This is a genomic window from Salinimicrobium xinjiangense DSM 19287, from assembly GCF_000423585.1.
Taxonomy (GTDB): Bacteria; Bacteroidota; Bacteroidia; order Flavobacteriales; family Flavobacteriaceae; genus Salinimicrobium; species Salinimicrobium xinjiangense.
Genome location: NZ_AUIG01000034.1, coordinates 1 through 17,655, shown reverse-complemented (window position 1 = coordinate 17,655; position 17,655 = coordinate 1). Strand labels below are relative to the sequence as shown.

The window sequence follows — 17,655 nt, the reverse complement described above, 5'->3', positions numbered from 1 at the left end:
ATAGCATTTTCTTATCTTGCCCTTATGTTCGTGGTGGTAAATAAATTTATTCTTGCCAAGCACTTTGATGGCGTAGTCCTCTGGCCATTTATTGTGGTGAAGCGAAAGGAGCTTAAGAAAAATCCTGTTTTTATGAATCACGAGCGCATTCATCTTAGGCAACAGTTAGAATTGCTGGTGATCTTCTTTTTCGTCTGGTATTTTTTTGAATATTTTATCAGGTTGATCAAATACGGTGATGCCTATCAGGCCTATAGCCGAATTAGTTTTGAACGGGAGGCATACGTTAACGAAAAGGATCTTAATTATCTTTCTAAAAGATCCTTCTGGAGTTTCTGGAGTTATCTTTAATTAAAGATCCTTAAGATTTTCAAGCATAGTCGGAAGGAGTTCGCTCACGGTGGGATGTATGTGAACGGCATCCCGAATCACCCGGTAAGTAGCTCCCGCATACATTTGATCAATTATGGTGTGAATATGTTCATCTGCTCCTGTTCCCAGGAAAGTTGCTCCCAGGATCTTATCAGTTTCAGCATCAATAAAGATCTTTAGTTTTCCTGCAGTCTCGCCTTTTTCTTTTGCCCTTGCAATTTTATTCATCGGCATTTCTGCCAGCCTTGCTTTAATTCCCTTTTCCCTGATCTGTTTTTCATTAAGTCCCACCCGGGCTAATGGGGGATCAATAAATGCTGCATAACTGGGAAACCGGTCTGAAAGTTTTCTCTTTCTTTCCTCAAAAAGCTGACTGTTTACAATTTGAAAGTCGTTATAGGAAGTGTGTGTAAAGGCACCCTCTCCATTGCAATCTCCCAGCGCCCATATATGAGGAACACTGGTTTCAAGCTGATCATTAACCTGAATAAATCCACGATCATCAGTCTTGATCCCGGTATTTTCCAACCCCAGATCATCTATATTCGGAACCCGTCCCACCGCCAGTAAAAGCTGAGAGGTTTTGATCTTTTTGACACCCTCTTCACAGTCGTATTCTACTTCAATTACGCCATTTGCCTGATTTGCTTTTATGCAGTTAGAATTTAGCAGAACATTAATTCCGCTATCTTTTATGATCTGCGTTATAGCTTCGGAAATATCATCGTCCTCTTTTTTCATAAGCTGTGAACCCCGCTCCAGGATCGTCACCCTGCTCCCAAAGCGACTGAACATCTGCCCGAATTCCAGGCCTACATAACCTCCTCCCACAATGACCAGCTCTTCAGGAACTTTTTCCAGTTCGAGCATCGTCCTGTTTGTCAAATAATTTACAGACTTAAAATCCTCAGGTACCCGCGGCCTGCCGCCGACATTGATAAAGATCTTTTCGGCTGAAATTTTCTCCCCGTTTACCTCGATCGTATTATTGTTTGCAAATACTGCCTTCCCCCGAATAAGGCTGATGTTTTCCTCTTTTTCCAACATCTTTTCCAGGCCCGCATGAGAATCGGCTATCAATTTGTCTTTCCTTACTTTGATCTTTTGTAGATCTACCTTAATATTTCCCTCAAAACTTATCCCGTGCTCACTGCTATTCTTTGCGACAAAAGCTCTTCTGGCAGAGGCTACATAAGCTTTGGTAGGAGTACAGCCGGTATTTACACAGGTACCGCCCAATTCGCCTTTTTCAATAATTGCTGTTTTAAAGCCATTTTTAGCCAAACTTGCGGCAAGTGGTGGTCCTGCCTGTCCCGTACCAATTATGATCGCATCAAATTTTCTCATCTGTTCCTGTTTGTAATACCTGAGATAGAAAATAAACATACTTTTTAAGAAAACCGGCTTTCTTTCTTATAATTAGTTCTTAATCTTTGCAGGTGTTTTGCTGAAGGAGTTAGAACATTAAAATGAGCGACAGAAAAAATATCTTTACTGCACCTCCTCAAATTCCCAATCAGTTGATAGCTGAAGTGGAAGGCGTTGCTGTTTATATGAAGCGGGAAGACCTGTTGCATCCTGAAGTTTCGGGTAACAAATTCCGGAAGCTCAAATACAACGTAGCTGAAGCTACCTCTCAAAAAAGGCAAATTTTGCTCACTTTTGGCGGCGCATATTCCAATCATATTGCAGCAACTGCAGCTGCGGGAAAACTTTCTGGATTCGAAACAATCGGGATTATACGCGGAGAAGAGCTGGGTGAAGATCTTGAGAAGACACTTCAGGAGAATGCCACGCTGAAATTTGCGCATTCCTGCGGAATGCAATTCCGTTTCGTGAGCCGCAGCCAATACCGGAAGAAAACTTCCGAAGGCTTTATTAAAGATCGGCGGAAGAAATTCGGAGACTTTTACCTGGTGCCTGAGGGCGGCACAAACGAACTGGCCGTAAAGGGCTGTGAAGAAATTTTGACTCCGCAGGACGCAGAGTTTGATGTGATCTGCTGTGCGGTGGGTACGGGAGGAACCATCAGCGGGATCATAAATGCTTCCGAAGAACATCAGCAAATACTGGGATTTCCGGCTCTAAAGGGAGATTTTCTGAAGCCTGAGATCTCACGCTTCAGCAAAAAAAACAACTGGGAACTTATAACAAATTACCATTTTGGAGGTTATGCTAAGGTGGACCGGGAGCTGATCGAGTTTATGAATGATTTCCGAAGCAATTATGGGATCCTTCTGGATCCTGTTTATACCGCTAAGATGATGTATGGGATTTTTGACCAGTTGGACAAAGGATATTTTTTGAAAAATACTCGTATTTTAGCCATTCATACGGGTGGCCTGCAAGGGATTTCCGGAATGAATGAGCTGCTTAAAATGAAGAATTTACCCCCAATTTTGATGTAGATGAGAAAGCTTTTTAAATTTTTTGCTCTTTTTAGTCTCATGTTCAGTGTAGCCTGTGGAACAGGTAAAAAGGTAGCTTCAAAGACAGAAAAAAAGGAAGTGCCGGCCGTAGTTGACAGAAACGCTCCGGGACAAAAAACTCAGGTGCCATCCACCCCGCGCACCTATGCCGATAAAATAGAGGCTTATATTTACGAATACGCTCCTATAGCCCAGGAAGAAATGCAGCTTTACAAGATCCCGGCAAGCATTACGCTGGCCCAGGGAATCCTGGAGAGTGGGGCAGGAGAAGGGGAACTCACCCGCAAGGCCAACAATCACTTCGGAATAAAATGTCATGGCTGGTCCGGACAAAAAGTCTATCACGACGATGATGAATCTCAGGAGTGTTTCAGAAAATATAAGGATCCGAAATACTCTTACCGGGATCATTCAGTTTTCCTGGCCGAGAGAAAACGTTATGCAAAGTTATTTGATCTCGATATGAATGATTACAAAGGTTGGGCGCATGGGCTTAGAGCCGCAGGATATGCGACCGACAGGAGGTATCCGGAAAAGTTGATCAGCATCATCGAGAGATATCAGCTTTATCTTTATGACGGCGATGCTCCTGCGAGAGATATTGCTTATTCGACACCGCGCTCTTCAGAAAAAGCTTATATAGTAAAGCAGGGAGATACCTTGTACTCCATCGCCAAGCGACACAATCTTACGGTGGAGCAATTACAGAAATACAATAATCTTAGAGACACGAATATTGGCATTGGCCAAAAACTTTACGTGGCTCAATAATCTCATAATATGATCTATAAAAGAAGCAGCGAACTTTTTGCTGCAGCTAAAAAAGTAATTCCCGGCGGAGTGAATTCCCCCGTCAGAGCATTTAGTGCAGTAGGCGGAGAGCCTCTGTTTATAAAAGAAGCCAAAGGTGCTTATTTGTATGACGAAGACGGAAATAAATATATTGACTACATCAATTCCTGGGGTCCACTGATCCTTGGTCACGCCTTTGATCCCGTAGTGGACGCGGTTGTAGACAGAGCGAAAAAAGGAACCTCTTTTGGAACACCAACCCAGCTGGAAACTACCATCGCAGAACTCGCTGTTTCCATGGTGCCGAATATCGACAAGATACGCATGGTGAATTCTGGTACCGAGGCTACCATGAGTGCAGTGCGTCTTGCCCGCGGATTTAAGAACAGGGATAAGATCATCAAATTCGCAGGTTGTTATCACGGGCACAGTGATTCATTTTTGATTCAGGCGGGCAGTGGTGCCGTGACTTTTGGTACGCCTAACAGCCCGGGTGTGACTAAGGGAACTGCAAAAGATACTTTACTGGCGGCTTTTAATGATCTTGACAATGTAAAGGAGCTTTTGGAATCCAACAGGGGCGAAGTGGCCTGTATCATTCTTGAACCTGTTGCAGGAAACATGGGATGTATCCCACCAAAAAAGGGATTTTTAGAAGGTCTTCGTCAGCTATGTGATGAACATGATGTGCTGCTTGTTTTTGATGAGGTAATGACCGGCTTCCGACTTGCTAAAGGAGGTGCGCAGGAAGTGTATGGAGTAAATGCCGATATTGTTTGCTTCGGAAAAGTCATCGGCGGCGGATTGCCCGTTGGTGCTTTTGCCGCCCGTAATGAGATCATGGATCATCTAGCCCCAACCGGACCTGTTTACCAGGCCGGAACTTTAAGTGGAAATCCCCTAGCCATGGCCGCAGGTCTGGCGATGCTAACTGAACTAAACGAGGATAAAGATATTTATCAGCGCCTGGAAGAAAAGACTGCTTACCTGCATATGGGTATTAAAAACGTTCTTAACCGGAACAAAGTTGTGCATACCATCAACCGGAAGGGATCTATGATCTCTGTTCATTTTGGAGAAGAACCTGTAACCAATTTTGCGTCTGCGGGACGATCTGCAGGCAATGGAAAATTTAATAAGTTTTTCCATGGCTTGCTCGAAGAAGGGATCTATATTGCTCCAAGTGCTTTTGAAACATGGTTTATTACAGATGCGCTTTCTCACGAAGATCTGGATGCAACCATTGCGGCGGTTGATAAAGTATCGAAAAGTTTGTAACGCCGAATAATAACCCTTTCAGGGTTTGGAACCCTGAAAGGGTTGAATTTGATACCAAACCTCACAGCTTCCAAAGATCTGTGAGGTTTTTTGATTTATAGATATGCCGCACCTCTGGCGCTCATTTGGAAATAAACCAATTTTTCTATAAATATTTCGCTCCTCCGGAGCTCAGTTAATCACAGCCTCAGCTCCAGCGGAGCGTTATATTTATAGCAGGTACGGAGGTCAAAGACAAGAGCTCCGGAGGAGCGGCATATAGATTCACGTTTCAAATTAACCTGCTAAATGTTGAAGTCTATTCCTATCCTGTTCCAGCCCTTCAGGCTGGTTTGCATCGTGTGGATATATCCCGGGGCGCTGCCCCGGGCTCTAATGTTATAGCCCTACAGGCTATTCATAGTTCTATTGTAATTCTGGTACTCCCTTTACTACAGTCTCAGCTCCAGCGGAGCAATATATTTATAGCCAGGATGGAAATATAGAGACAGGAGCTCTGGCGGAGCGGCATATAAACTTCTTCTAAATTTCTCTGCTATTTTGGGGGTTTATTTCGATCCTGTTCCAGCCCTTCAGGCTGGTTTGCATCGTGTGGATATATCCTGGGGCGTTGCCCCGGGCTTTAATGTTATAGCCCTTCAGGCTATTCAAATTTCTGTTTTACCTGTAAACATTTTTGATCACAGTCTTAGCTCCGGAGGAGCGGTATATTTATAGCAGGTACGGAGGTTAAAAATAGGAGCTCCGGAGGAGCGGCATATAAATTCACGTTTCAAATTAACTTGCTAAATGTTGGAGTCTATTCCTATCCTGTTCCAGCCCTTCAGGCTGGTTTGGATCGTGTGGATATATCCCGGGGCGCTGCCCCGGGCTATAATGTTATAGCCCTACAGGCTATTCATAGTTCTATTGTAATTCTGGTACTTCCTGTACCACAGCCTCAGCTCCAGCGGAGGGATATTTATAGCAAGTACGGAGAATAAGGTAGGAGCTCCGGAGGAGCGGCATAATTTATCTCCATTCTGTTGCAGCCTTCAGGCTCTCATAAAGGCTGAAGGCCTTAAATAATTTAGCCCGGAGCAGCGCTCCGGGAATTGAATTGCGTGTAGAATATCAGTCTGTAGGGCTGAGACAAATTCGGTTTTAGTGGTATATACGCAAAATCAAAAGACCTACAAGGTTTTCAAAACCTTGCAGATACTGGAAAATCTCAAATCTAAAATTTCAAATCTCAGATCAATGTTGTTGTCCGATTAAAAAAAGATAAATCCATGAAAACCTTTGCCAATGCTAGTCAAAAACCTTCTCCAACGATTTGAGGGGGTAGTTTTCCTTTTTGTGAAATTCTATGAATTTACCATAGAAAGTAATTTTTCACAGTATTTTCTTTCAAAGTTTTATATAGAAGTCTTGGCTCTAGACTCTAGAAGCGGAGCGGTCCAGAGTCTTTTACCGGACAACAATGATCTCATATCTCAAATCTAACTATTCATCTCCAACAACTCCTCCACATAGGTCCGCTGATTTGATAAACGTGGGATCTTGTGTTGTCCACCTAATTTGTCTCTTTTCTTTAGCCAGTCGTAAAAAAGCTTTTCCCTTGCCGGGTGCACTTTTGGCGGATTAAGGGTCATGTTGTTGAAACGCTTTGCTTCATAATCGCTGTTGATGCTTTGCAGGTGCTTGTCCAAGCATTCAACGAAGAAATTAAAGTCGGCCGGGGGAGTTTTAAATTCTATGATCCACTCATGGGATCCTTTTTCTTTATCCTGCATAAAAACAGGTGCTGCCGTATAATCCACGATTTCGCATTCGGTTTGTTGTGAGGCTTTTTTCAGGGCTTCATCGGCATTTTCAATGATGAGCTCCTCCCCAAAAACATTTATATGATGTTTGGTTCTTCCCGTGACCTTAATGCGGTAGGGATCAAGGGAAGTGAAACGGATCGTATCTCCTATTTTATATCGCCACAAGCCGGCATTCGTAGTAATTAATACTGCATAATTTTTACCCAGTCCCACTTCAGAAAGCGGAATTACTTTTTCCTCCGGAGTTCCAAAGCTGTCCATCGGAATAAATTCGTAGAATACTCCGTAGTCAAGCATCAGCAGCAGTTCTTTGGAATCATTTGAATCCTGAATAGCGAAAAAGCCTTCCGAAGCATTATATATCTCATAATACCTGAAGCTGCCGGTAGGCAGGATCTTCTGGTATTGATCTGCATAAGGCGCAAAATTCACTCCGCCATGAAAGTAGACTTCCAGGTTGGGCCATATTTCGAAAAGGTTATCTCGGCCCGAAGCCTCAAGAGCATTATTTAGCAGGACCAACATCCAGGAAGGTACTCCGGCGAGGCTGGTTACATTTTCTTTTATTGTTTCGTTTACAATTGCAGGCATTTTCACTTCCCAGTTGCTCATAAGTGAGACTTCGTTACTCGGAGTGCTGCTGTATTCTGCCCAAAAAGGCATATTGTCGATTAATATAGCTGAGAGATCACCAAACTGGGTGCCGTTGCGGCTGTATAATTCCTTACTGCCTCCCAACCGCAGACTTTTGCCGCTGAAGAGTTGAGAATTCGGATTATTGTTGAGGTAGGTACATAAGAGGTCTTTACCGGCCGCATAATGACATTTTTCAAGAGATTCATCACTTACGGGAATGAACTTGCTCTTGGCATTCGTGGTGCCGCTCGATTTTGCAAACCATTTAATGGGGGTGGGCCAGAAAATATTATTTTCTCCCCGCCGGCTGCGTTCTATCTGCGGTTCAAAATCTTCATACTGCTGCAAAGGAACACGTCTCGCAAAATCTTCATAGGTTTGAATAGAAGCAAAGTCATACTGCCGGCCAACTTCTGTATTTCTCGCTTTATAAATTAACTTATTGAGAAGTTCAAATTGTACTTCATGCGGATATTTAATGAACAATTCCATTTGATGGATACGCTTCTTGAGGAACCATGAAGCAACAGAATGAACTAAAGGAATTGGCATTTTTTATTTTTATCTTTATACCCTTCAAAGAGTTTTACAACCGGTTAAAATTAAAACTATTCTTAAAGCCTGCAAAAAAATAGCAGGCGATAAACATACACTTTTATGACTTACGAAGGCGTCCTCACCAAAATGAAAACAGAATTGGCTGAAACGGTACAATATTATCTCATTTTTGAGCAGGATTTTCTCAATATGAACCAGGTGCTGGAAAAGAAACTGGCTATTAATTTCCTGAATTATGAATGCAACGGCTGTCACAAGCAAAAGAAGGTTTTCGCCAACGGAATGTGCTATAATTGTTTCATGGAGCGGCCCGATATGGGGGAATGGGTAATAAGACCCGAACTAAGTAAAGCTCATCTTGATCAGGAAGACAGGGATCTTGAGTTTGAAAAAGCAGCACAACTTCAGCCTCATGTGGTCTACCTCGCCAATTCGAGTAATGTCAAGGTCGGGGTGACCCGAAAAAGCGAAATTCCAACGCGATGGATCGATCAGGGAGCGCATGAGGCAATTGAGATGGTAGAAGTGCCTAACCGCTATCTAGCCGGGATCACTGAAGTGGCTCTTAAGGATCATCTTTCGGATAAGACCAACTGGCGCAGCATGCTCACCAACGATCTTAAGGATCTCGATCTTGCAGCGATAAGGGAAGACATGAGGCAATATCTGCCCGAAGAGGTGAAGGATTACTTTTTAGCTAATTCTAAAGAATTGGAAATTAAATTTCCGGTGCTGTGTTATCCTAAAAAATGTAAGACCCTTAACCTGGCAAAAACCCCTTACTATGAAGGGGTTTTAAAAGGTATAAAAGGTCAGTATCTCATCTTTGAAGATGGTATGGTATTCAATGTGAGGAAGCATGAAGGCTTCAACGTAAATCTCTCAGTAAAATAATTACTGCTGATTCTGCTGTTTTGTAGTGTCCTTTTTCTTCTTTAGCAATCCGCCTAGCACGTCTCTGGCAGTTTCTTTCACCGCCTGATTGGGGTCTTTTCGTACAACGGAATCTTTTTGAGTTGGGATTCTAGCTGTCGTAGTATCTCTTCTTTGCCCGCCGGTGATAATATCGGTCAAAACATCCCGTCCTTTTTCCTTTAGCTGATCTTTCTGATTGCTAATGATGCTTTGAGTTAGCGTATTCACCGCCTGTTGCATATTTAGATTAATATTCGGGCTGTTGAAGTTTCCGGTAATGCTCACAGGAAGGGCAACAGTCATATTCTCCTGTTCCTGGGCGCTGAGTCTGGCAAGGGTATTTCCCACCTGGCTGCCCAGGTATTTTGCAGGAACATCCAGTGCCACCTGGTAGTTCATATTCATATCAAATCCATGCGATCCTGAAGCTTTTCCCTTTATTCCTTTAATATTGAAATCGAAAGGTTCCACTTCCACCTGTCCGTTGTTAAAGGTCAGTCGGGTTTGCAGGTCCTTCAGATTAAGATCGTTGAGGTCAACAAAATTCAGGCGCTGATCCAGCTGGGCCAGCAGCGGAGTCTGCTCCGGGTTTACGCGTGCACCCAGAACTTCGGCAAGTGCATTCCCTGCTAAAGTTTGTAGCTGAGGAGTTAAGTCATCATTTAAATTACCTCTTAGATCGATGTTTGTAGTAAGACTTCCCTGTAATGCCTGCGCAATGGGAGCAAGATTTCTCAAGAGCTCCATGTCTTTAAAAGCTCTTGCAATTTCAATAGCTTTCAGGTTGAGCTGCATGGCAAAATTGGGCACGGCCTCTTTTGTGGAAACCGTTCCGTTAAGCAGGATATTTCCACCGAAAAGATTGGAGGTCACATTAGTGAGACTGGCAGTTTCATCTACGATCCTGAGATTTCCTAAGGTATTCTCCAGTACCAGGTTATCATATAAAACTCTTTTAGCAGTAAAGTCAAGGCTGGCATCCAGGAAAGACGGGATCTTAATAGCTTCCGCAGTTGTGGCGGGAGGAGGAGTTGCAGTGTCCTCATCAGGTTTTTCCTGCGCTGTTTCCTTTACCATGAAATCATTTACGGCAAAGGTGTCTGATCGTAAATTAAATGTTCCTTTTAACTTCTGATCTGTAAACAAATATCCCATCAGGTTCTGAATTGTTCCTGATATGGCCATATCTGTCTGCCCTGTAGTGGCTGAAAAACTTTCCAGCGTAACCGTCGAAGGATTGAATCTCATTTGTGCGGTAGCCAATCTTATCTCATTCGGAATTTCAGGAGATCTGTAACTAAAGTTTCTAACGGTTGCTGTACCGCTGCTTTTCACATTCTGATACTGCTCGTTCTCCACAGAATTCATGTCAAAGCTTGTGGTGAGGTCGGCAGTGACCAATCCATTGAGATCCTGCTCCAGTTCCAGGGGATAAGCGCGGGTGATATTGGCGAGATTGATGGTTCCCTGCAGGGCCATGTTGACCAGCATATTTTCGGTCAGATTCCTTAAACTTCCGTTGGCTCTGAAGGAATCCTGATCTATCCTGAAGTTGAGGGTGTTAATGTCGATATATGTGTCTTCAGCTAAACCTGTTTCATTATTTACCACGGCGTCAATGGTAATATCTTCTACCGCTTTGGGTAGATCGGGATATTTAAAAGCCGCATTGTTCGACGAAATATTGATCTGCATTTTCGGAATGAAGGTTTCATCTACAATTCCTTTCAGGAAACCATTCACTACAAAGTCTCCCCGGGTTTCAACATTTTCAATGTTCTTGCTGTACTCCTCGGGCATAATGGCCAGGAAATTCTTAAAGGAGGAAGTAGGGGTCTTGAATCGCAGATCGACCTCATTGTTGTCTTCATTAACCTGAACATAACCGTCAAACGTCAGTGGTAACTGATTAATGAGGGCCTCATTTTCCAGGAATGTATATTTCAGGTTTTCCAGATCCATTTCAAAATCGGCATCCAGCTGCACCTTGTTTCGCTTCAGGTAGTTGGTGCCATCCATTTCGTAACTCACTAAAGCAGTGGAAAAGGTCCTTAAAGTTGAGGTTTGGGCAGAGAAATCTCCTGTTCCCTCGTGATTGAGATCCTCCACGGCTAAACGGATTTTAGAACCTGCGTCATGATAATCCACCCGGGAGTTATTGATCTCATAATGTTCCACATCAAAGCTGAAGCCACTGCCGGCAGTAGTATCTGTTACGGGGGCATCCTGTTTTACCGCGATATCGTAGTTGTTGTTGCCCAGGGAATCTACTTTGATGTTCAGCCAGGTATTATTGATCTTTAAAGCATCAATTTTCTTGGGTTTCTCACCACTTTTAAAAAGTTCCCTAATGGACATTTGCAGGATCACCTCTTCACTCAGTGCGAGCGTATCTCCTTCAAAAGGTGCATTATTGATCACCTTCAGGTTTTCAATACTTACAGTAGCATCGGGAAAATTCCTGAAAATACTCAGATCAATATCTTCAAAGGTCACCTGCGCATTCACATTTTTATTAATGGTATCCTGTACCAGATCTTTCAGCTGTTTTTCAAACAGAAAAGGAGTAAGGAAAAGTAGCAGGAGGATCACTCCCAGTACAATTGCGGTTATTTTTAAAAACTTTTTCATTTTTGACATTTTTGAGTTCCTATCTTGCCGGTTACCTGTACTAAACAGGATCTTTCCAAAGCGAAGATTTTTGTTGATACTCTTTCCCTCAAAGTTAAGAGTATGTTATTTTGTTTTATTTAATTTGCTGTGAAATTAGTTCATCCTGTCTTACTAAAATTTTCTTAAAATCTCTTGAAGCCTTTAAAAACAGTATATATAGCTCTCGGTAGCAATCTGGGTGCCAGAATTGATTTTCTTCAAAAGGCTGTTGAAGATATTCAGCGAATAACAGGGGATGTAATTAAAGTTTCCAAAGTATATGAAACTCCTGCATGGGGTTTTAAAGGTAAGGCTTTTTTAAATGCCTGCATCGCGGTAAGCAGTAGATTTTCACCGGGAGATATCATGACCCAGCTCTTAAATATTGAGAAAAAACTGGGGCGTGAAAGGGGAGCAGTTGAAGGTTACAGCGACCGTCCCATCGATCTTGATATTATTCTCATTGAAGATGAGGTGATCAATACGCCCAGCCTCATAGTTCCACATCCTGAAATGGAAAACCGGAATTTTGTACTCGCGCCTCTTGCCGATATTGCTTCGGAAGAAAAACACCCTCTCAAAAATGTCAAAATCAGGAGCCTTTTTGAAGCTTCCGGAAAAGAGGATTTAGAAGTTTTTTCTGAAGAACTGAAGCTTCCGAATAAATTTTCTTTTGCCGGATTCAATTATATAGCGGTAGAAGGGAATATCGGCGCCGGAAAGACCAGTTTCTCCACCATGGTTTCCCAGGATTTCAATGCTAAATTAATTCTGGAGCGCTTTAAGGACAATCCTTTCCTGCCGAAGTTCTATGAGGATCAATCAAGATATGCCTTTCCGCTGGAAATGTCATTTCTGGCCGACAGGTATCAGCAGCTTTCTGACGATCTCGCGCAATACGACCTTTTTAAGGATTTTGTGATTTCGGATTACGACGTGTTCAAATCCCTCATTTTCGCCAAGATAACTCTCCATGACGATGAATATTCGCTCTACCAGAAGCTTTTTCACCTCATGTACAAGGAGCTGGTAAAGCCCGACCTGTATGTCTACATGTACCAGAATACAGAGCGTCTGCTTGAAAATATTAAAAAAAGAGGCAGGGATTACGAGCAGAATATTCAGGCTGATTATCTTGCCAACATCAATCGCAGCTACCTTTCCTTTATAAAATCCCAACCCGGCCTCAATGTGAAGATCATCGATATTTCTGAACTGGATTTCGTGAACAACCGGGAAGATTATTTGCAGTTGTTGCGGGAAATTGTGGGATCGTAGAACGTGGCTAGTTGCCTGATGTATTCCTGCCTGCAGCATGATGATTCTCAGAAGAATGGGTGGCTAAAGGCAAATCTTTTTGAAATGAGCTGGCGCGGATTGATAATTGGCGAAGAAGCTGAATGTATTATTCTCTGCTACTTTGGCAATTTTAATTTCTACAAAAATTTCTCTTTTCCCATTAACAGAAGATTCTTATAATAATTACTTTTTTTCGTCTTTACATCGAAGAAATAACGAAATCAAATCCTTTTTTCAGCATTTTTTCATGATCGTTAAATGAAAAAAAATTGTGCATATAAGTTGCTGAAAATTAATGAAATATTTATACTTCCCAAAGCATTATCTTCTCTGGGTGAAATTACTGAAGTTCTTCTGTCGCTTCCCTCAAAGCACAATAGTTATCCTAGCCCCTTAGGATCTGGTCTCCCCCAAATGGTAATTACCATTTAGAAGGTTCCTTTTTCCCTTTCTACAGGAAAAAGTTGTTTTCCCTATTTCAAGCAAAAGTAATCTGTCTTTGACAGACAGGATCGCCCTGATCTATTCTGAAAGCAATGCACTTGTGTTCTGGTTAGTATTTATTAACCAAAACAATTTTATTATGAAAGATTTTACGATGGGTTCCGTTACGTCGGGACCAAATGACGGTAGTTGTTGCAGAACATGGAAAACCAGGGGAACTATTTTAGGATTGTTTATTGCTTTAGTTTTCTTTTCCTTCAATGACAGCCTTTATGCACAGACGAATATTCAGGGGACTGCCCCTGTACAAGATCCTAATGGTGGATTTGGCGTAGATGGGGATGCCCGTGCCAACTTTCCCACCCCCGGGATTGGTGACTGGTTTGCTTATCCTGGAGGCTCAGGTGGGGCGATCTTTCCAGCCGGCTATGAATTACCGGGAGCGGATTTCGAAGGAATAATCAATTTTGCCGATAATGACAGGACGTATTTCTTTAGGGATGATATTTCCAACAATGATCCTACAATTTTTATAGGTTCCAATAAGATCAATGATGATCCCGAAACTTATGAATGGGGTGCCGGTTCTTCACCAAATAAGAACGAAATTCAAACTGCAGCAGCCCATTTTACTTTTGGTGGTGCTTCCCTTGGGGGCGATCCTGACGATCTATGGGTGATCTTTGCGGCAGACCGGCAGGTTACCAACGGTAGTAGTTATATAGATTTTGAATTTCTTCAAAATTCATTGACCAGAACGGGTACAACTTCCGGGACATTTGTTTCAGAAGGACCTGATATGAACCGTACAGTGGGAGATGTCCTTGTTACGATTGAGTTTACTCAGGGAGGTGGAGCAGCTAACGCTGTGATCAGGACATGGCAATCAAATGGGTCCGGCGGATATTCCTATGTGCTTTATACTGATTATCCTTCCGGCACAATTTATATAACCAATAATGTGGTGGAAACCATAGTTCCATGGTCGGTATATTTCACAGATCCCATAGCAAGCGGAGATGATGCCGGTTTATATCAATATGAGATCAACCAATGGGCTGAAGGAGCTGTAAACCTGTCTGCATTATTTGAGCAGGATGAATGCTTCAACATAAGTACTTTGTTCGTTAGAACAAGAACTTCCGGATCTTCAGGACAATCAGAATTAAAAGATTTCCCTGGAGGACCCGTTCAACTTGCACTTGATTTAATACCCGATATTTCATTTACAGATCCTGATCCTGTCTGTGAGCCTGCTACCGTAGATCTAACAGCAATAGTTGTCGACGGTTGTGATGAAGGTACTCTTAGCTATTGGATGAATGCTGAGGCTACAGTTGCAGTTGAGGATCCGGAAGCAGTAGGAGCAGGTACTTATTATATTCAGTGCGCCAGCAATGTGAATCCTATTTGTGTGAATATCGAACCTGTGACTGTAGTGGTCAATCCAAATCCAGAACCTATGGTTGATGATGAAGCTGAATGTGAGGGAGATACTGCTACATTTAATACAGAAGACCTTGGTACAGGCTTTAGTTATCAATGGTATTTGAACAATGTAATAATAGAAGGAGCTACCGGTTACAGTTATACTACCGCTGCCTTGACTCTGGAAGAAGATGGAGATGTGTACAAAGTTCGTGTGACCAACGATGAGACTTTATGTTACGGAGAGGAATCCGGTACATTGACAGTGTATGCTAATCCTGATCCAATGGTGGGTGATGAATCTGCTTGTGACGGAGATACAGCTACCTTCAGTACTGCAGATTTAGGTGCAGGCTTCAGCTATCAATGGTACCTTAATGACGGTATTATTGCGGGAGCTACAGATTACAGTTATACTACAGGCGCTCTGACTCTCGCCAGTGATGGTGATGTTTACAAAGTGGTCGTAACCAACGACGCTACATCTTGCTATGGCGATGATTCCGGTACCCTGACCGTATTTGAGAATCCTGCCCCTGTTGTTGATAATGAGTCCGAATGTGAAGGAGATACCGCTACTTTCAGTACCTCAGATTTCGGTGCAGGCTTCAGCTACCAGTGGTATTTGGATGATGTATTGATCCCCGGAGCAACAAATTACAGTTACACTACAGGTGAACTTGCTTTCTCTCAAAGCGGTGGAGTCTACAAAGTAGTGGTGACCAACGATTCTTCAAAATGCTTCGGTGAAGGTTCAGGAACACTGACCATGTTTGAAAATCCTGATTGTAGCGCGTCAAACAGCGGCCCAATTTGCGCCGGCGATGACGTAATCTTGTACGAAACAGGAGGAGATGCAGTTGAATGGCTATGGAGCAGTGATGGAGCAGCAACTTTTAATGACAATACGCTGCAAAATCCAACCGCAAGTGGTGCCGTAGATGGAGAGATCTTTACAGTGATGGTCACTGATATTAATGGCTGTACTTCAACCTGTACAACTACAGTAACCGTCGAGGTATGTATGCAGGAAGGTTGTACTCTGGGATACTGGAAGAACCATACTGACCAATGGTGTGATGAATACTCTACCTGTGATATCTATGGTGATATCTTCATGAATGCTCCTTCAGAGCTTGCCTCACTTAGCTTACTTGAAGTATTGAATCTTCAAGGTGGTGGTATGTATAATTTGGGTCGGCAGTCTGTTGCAGCTCTTTTAAATGCATGTAGCGATGATGTTCAATACTACTATTCAACTCCTCAACAGGTAATTGATTATGTTAATGCAGCCTTCATGGCGGGTGGTTATGAAGTTGGACAGGCAGGAGATCAACTCGATATGTATAACGAGGCAGGTTGTCCACTGGGAGGATCAAGTGCGACAACTGCACCTTCAGATGACTGCCCAGCTAATGGCGGTGAGTCTTTTGACGCATCAGCAGGAATTAGTGTATCTCCTGTACCATTTAAAGACTATCTGAACATCAGGTATGAATTCGGTTATGAATCAGACGCCACAATCCAAATCTTTGATTTGAGAGGAAACCTGGTGAAGATCCATAAAGAAAGCAACGTCGGATTTGGTAAAGTCACTACGCTAAGTACTGATTTTGTACGTGGAGAACAAATGTATATTGTGAAGGTTACTACAAGTAAGGGAACATATACTAAAAATGTAGTTTCAGGAGGAAAATAATTTAAATAAACCATTAAAGGAAAGCAGCCGGGAACGGCTGCTTTTGTTTTTTTAATAAGTGAATTTTCTTAGATTCTTCTATAGGGCACAACTTCAAAGAGAATAAGATCCAATGTAACCCACTGATTATTAGTGTTTATGTGAGAAATTATTCACATAAATTATTAGATGACATAGATTATCGGGAAACAATTTGCCTTATATTTATAAAATCTTGGGAAGTTTAGTTAACACCTAAAATTCCCCCCCCCTAATAATTTTCATCTTTTTAAGATTTAGTCAAGCGCGTCCCTCCGCCTTGTGACGGTTATCTTTCTCACCCCCGGGAAAAGCTTATTATCCCTCTTTTCAATTATTTCCCCTTGTAAATTGATTCACCCGGATCTGCTTTTGTGATTGCTTCACTTTTGTTCTGGTTATGTATTTATTAACCAAAACATTATTAATTATGAAAAGTTTTACGACGTTCGAAGAACCAAACAGATTATGGTTGCATCCGAAAAAGCTTCTGTATTTAAGTTTCTTATTGTTGTTTTTTATGAATGTTCCTGCCGCTATTTCGCAGGACGATCCCGACGGATATCCAGGAGATGTTTTAAGGAGTTCACATTGTCCTGCTAACGATTTAACTGTTCTTGATGCCTATTTAGAGGGATTAGAAGGTTGCGTCAGTTGTGATGAGAATAAGGAACAAAAATATCCATTGTGGTTAGGTATTTACAATAATTCTAATTCCACAAGACCTGTTTTCGCTTATTGGGCGGTTTTAGAAATTACAGATACAGATGGTACTAGAAGAGAAGCTATTAGTGGTTGTAGTGATGAAGATATACTTGGGAAAAATAAGACTAAAGATGGGATTACTTGGGTTAAATTTGATGATATTACTTACACATGTGGGTCTTCACTTAGATTGACGGAAATCTATATGGCTTATACTTCGGCCGCAGATACTTCTTGCCCCATTGATGTGACAAGTATATCTCCTAAATGTGGAACTTCAGAAGATGTGGTAATCCGAACTCCCTTGAGTGCTTCGGCAGATGTTACTGCGGTAAGCTGTTTTGGTGGATCAGATGGTAAAATAGATTTGTCTCCTACTGGTGGAAGCGGGGAATATTCATTTGAATGGTCAAAGACCGGTGATCCCACATTTAGTTCTACGGTTGAAGATCCTGAAAATCTATCTCAGGGAACATATTCAGTTCTTGTGACCGACACAACTGAGCCTGTGGCTTGTACATTCACTTTGAGTGGTATAATCGTGGGAGAAGCCGCTATTCTTTCTGCTACAGTCGATTCTCAGAGTTTAGATTGTTATGCTGAGAATGGTACTGGAAGTATT

General features: G+C 42.3%; 11 protein-coding genes. 8 read left to right on the top strand and 3 right to left on the bottom strand.

Annotated features, from left to right (window positions below):
- The first annotated feature begins 24 nt into the window (after nt 1-24).
- Complete coding sequence (locus G564_RS0112315) at nt 25-351, top strand: hypothetical protein (RefSeq protein ID WP_029037928.1); 327 nt, start codon at nt 25-27, stop codon at nt 349-351.
- Here G564_RS0112315 and G564_RS0112310 read toward each other — a convergent pair whose 3' ends face one another.
- Complete coding sequence (locus G564_RS0112310) at nt 352-1,719, bottom strand: FAD-containing oxidoreductase (RefSeq protein ID WP_029037927.1); 1,368 nt, start codon at nt 1,717-1,719, stop codon at nt 352-354.
- Nucleotides 1,720-1,841: 122 nt separating this feature from the next.
- Between G564_RS0112310 and G564_RS0112305 the strand changes: the two genes are divergently transcribed.
- From G564_RS0112305 to hemL, 3 genes are read left to right on the top strand one after another with little or no spacing between them, the layout of a single operon-like run.
- Nucleotides 1,842-2,780, top strand: coding sequence for a 1-aminocyclopropane-1-carboxylate deaminase/D-cysteine desulfhydrase (locus tag G564_RS0112305; RefSeq protein WP_037373981.1), 939 nt, complete (start codon nt 1,842-1,844; stop codon nt 2,778-2,780).
- Nucleotides 2,781-3,572: a glucosaminidase domain-containing protein gene (locus G564_RS0112300; protein ID WP_029037925.1), complete on the top strand. Its 792-nt coding sequence runs from the start codon at nt 2,781-2,783 to the stop codon at nt 3,570-3,572.
- 9 nt (nt 3,573-3,581) lie between these two features.
- Nucleotides 3,582-4,871: a glutamate-1-semialdehyde 2,1-aminomutase gene (hemL, locus tag G564_RS0112295; protein WP_029037924.1), complete on the top strand. Its 1,290-nt coding sequence runs from the start codon at nt 3,582-3,584 to the stop codon at nt 4,869-4,871.
- A gap of 1,481 nt (nt 4,872-6,352) precedes the next feature.
- Here hemL and G564_RS0112275 read toward each other — a convergent pair.
- The gene (locus G564_RS0112275) at nt 6,353-7,867 is read right to left on the bottom strand and encodes a GH3 auxin-responsive promoter family protein (RefSeq protein ID WP_029037921.1); all 1,515 of its coding nucleotides are present in this window, start codon (nt 7,865-7,867) and stop codon (nt 6,353-6,355) included.
- 105 nt (nt 7,868-7,972) lie between these two features.
- Here G564_RS0112275 and G564_RS0112270 point away from each other — a divergent pair, with 105 nt between their 5' ends.
- A complete protein-coding gene (locus G564_RS0112270) occupies nt 7,973-8,767 on the top strand; it encodes a DUF2797 domain-containing protein (RefSeq protein ID WP_029037920.1) in 795 nt (264 codons plus the stop codon).
- Here G564_RS0112270 and G564_RS0112265 read toward each other — a convergent pair whose 3' ends face one another.
- Nucleotides 8,768-11,419, bottom strand: a complete 2,652-nt coding sequence (locus G564_RS0112265; protein WP_029037919.1) for an AsmA-like C-terminal region-containing protein — start codon at nt 11,417-11,419, stop codon at nt 8,768-8,770.
- 174 nt (nt 11,420-11,593) lie between these two features.
- Between G564_RS0112265 and folK the strand changes: the two genes are divergently transcribed.
- The 3 genes from folK to G564_RS19240 form a co-directional block, all read left to right on the top strand.
- Nucleotides 11,594-12,718: a 2-amino-4-hydroxy-6-hydroxymethyldihydropteridine diphosphokinase gene (gene folK, locus G564_RS0112260; protein ID WP_029037918.1), complete on the top strand. Its 1,125-nt coding sequence runs from the start codon at nt 11,594-11,596 to the stop codon at nt 12,716-12,718.
- A gap of 604 nt (nt 12,719-13,322) precedes the next feature.
- Nucleotides 13,323-16,310, top strand: a complete 2,988-nt coding sequence (locus G564_RS0112245) for a T9SS type A sorting domain-containing protein (RefSeq protein ID WP_156879230.1) — start codon at nt 13,323-13,325, stop codon at nt 16,308-16,310.
- Between the two features lie 448 nt (nt 16,311-16,758).
- Nucleotides 16,759-17,655, top strand: an 897-nt coding sequence (locus G564_RS19240) for a SprB repeat-containing protein (protein ID WP_169578131.1), incomplete at its 3' end; no start/stop codon positions are given.

Excerpts from the sequence above, each read along its gene's own strand:
- G564_RS0112315 (WP_029037928.1), top strand. The coding sequence starts at position 25 with ATGTTCGTGGTGGTAAATAAATTTATTCTTGCCAAGCACTTTGATGGC.
- G564_RS0112310 (WP_029037927.1), bottom strand. The coding sequence starts at position 1,719 with ATGAGAAAATTTGATGCGATCATAATTGGTACGGGACAGGCAGGACCA.
- G564_RS0112305 (WP_037373981.1), top strand. The coding sequence starts at position 1,842 with ATGAGCGACAGAAAAAATATCTTTACTGCACCTCCTCAAATTCCCAAT.
- G564_RS0112300 (WP_029037925.1), top strand. The coding sequence starts at position 2,781 with ATGAGAAAGCTTTTTAAATTTTTTGCTCTTTTTAGTCTCATGTTCAGT.
- hemL (WP_029037924.1), top strand. The coding sequence starts at position 3,582 with ATGATCTATAAAAGAAGCAGCGAACTTTTTGCTGCAGCTAAAAAAGTA.
- G564_RS0112275 (WP_029037921.1), bottom strand. The coding sequence starts at position 7,867 with ATGCCAATTCCTTTAGTTCATTCTGTTGCTTCATGGTTCCTCAAGAAG.
- G564_RS0112270 (WP_029037920.1), top strand. The coding sequence starts at position 7,973 with ATGACTTACGAAGGCGTCCTCACCAAAATGAAAACAGAATTGGCTGAA.
- G564_RS0112265 (WP_029037919.1), bottom strand. The coding sequence starts at position 11,419 with ATGAAAAAGTTTTTAAAAATAACCGCAATTGTACTGGGAGTGATCCTC.
- G564_RS0112245 (WP_156879230.1), top strand. The coding sequence starts at position 13,323 with ATGAAAGATTTTACGATGGGTTCCGTTACGTCGGGACCAAATGACGGT.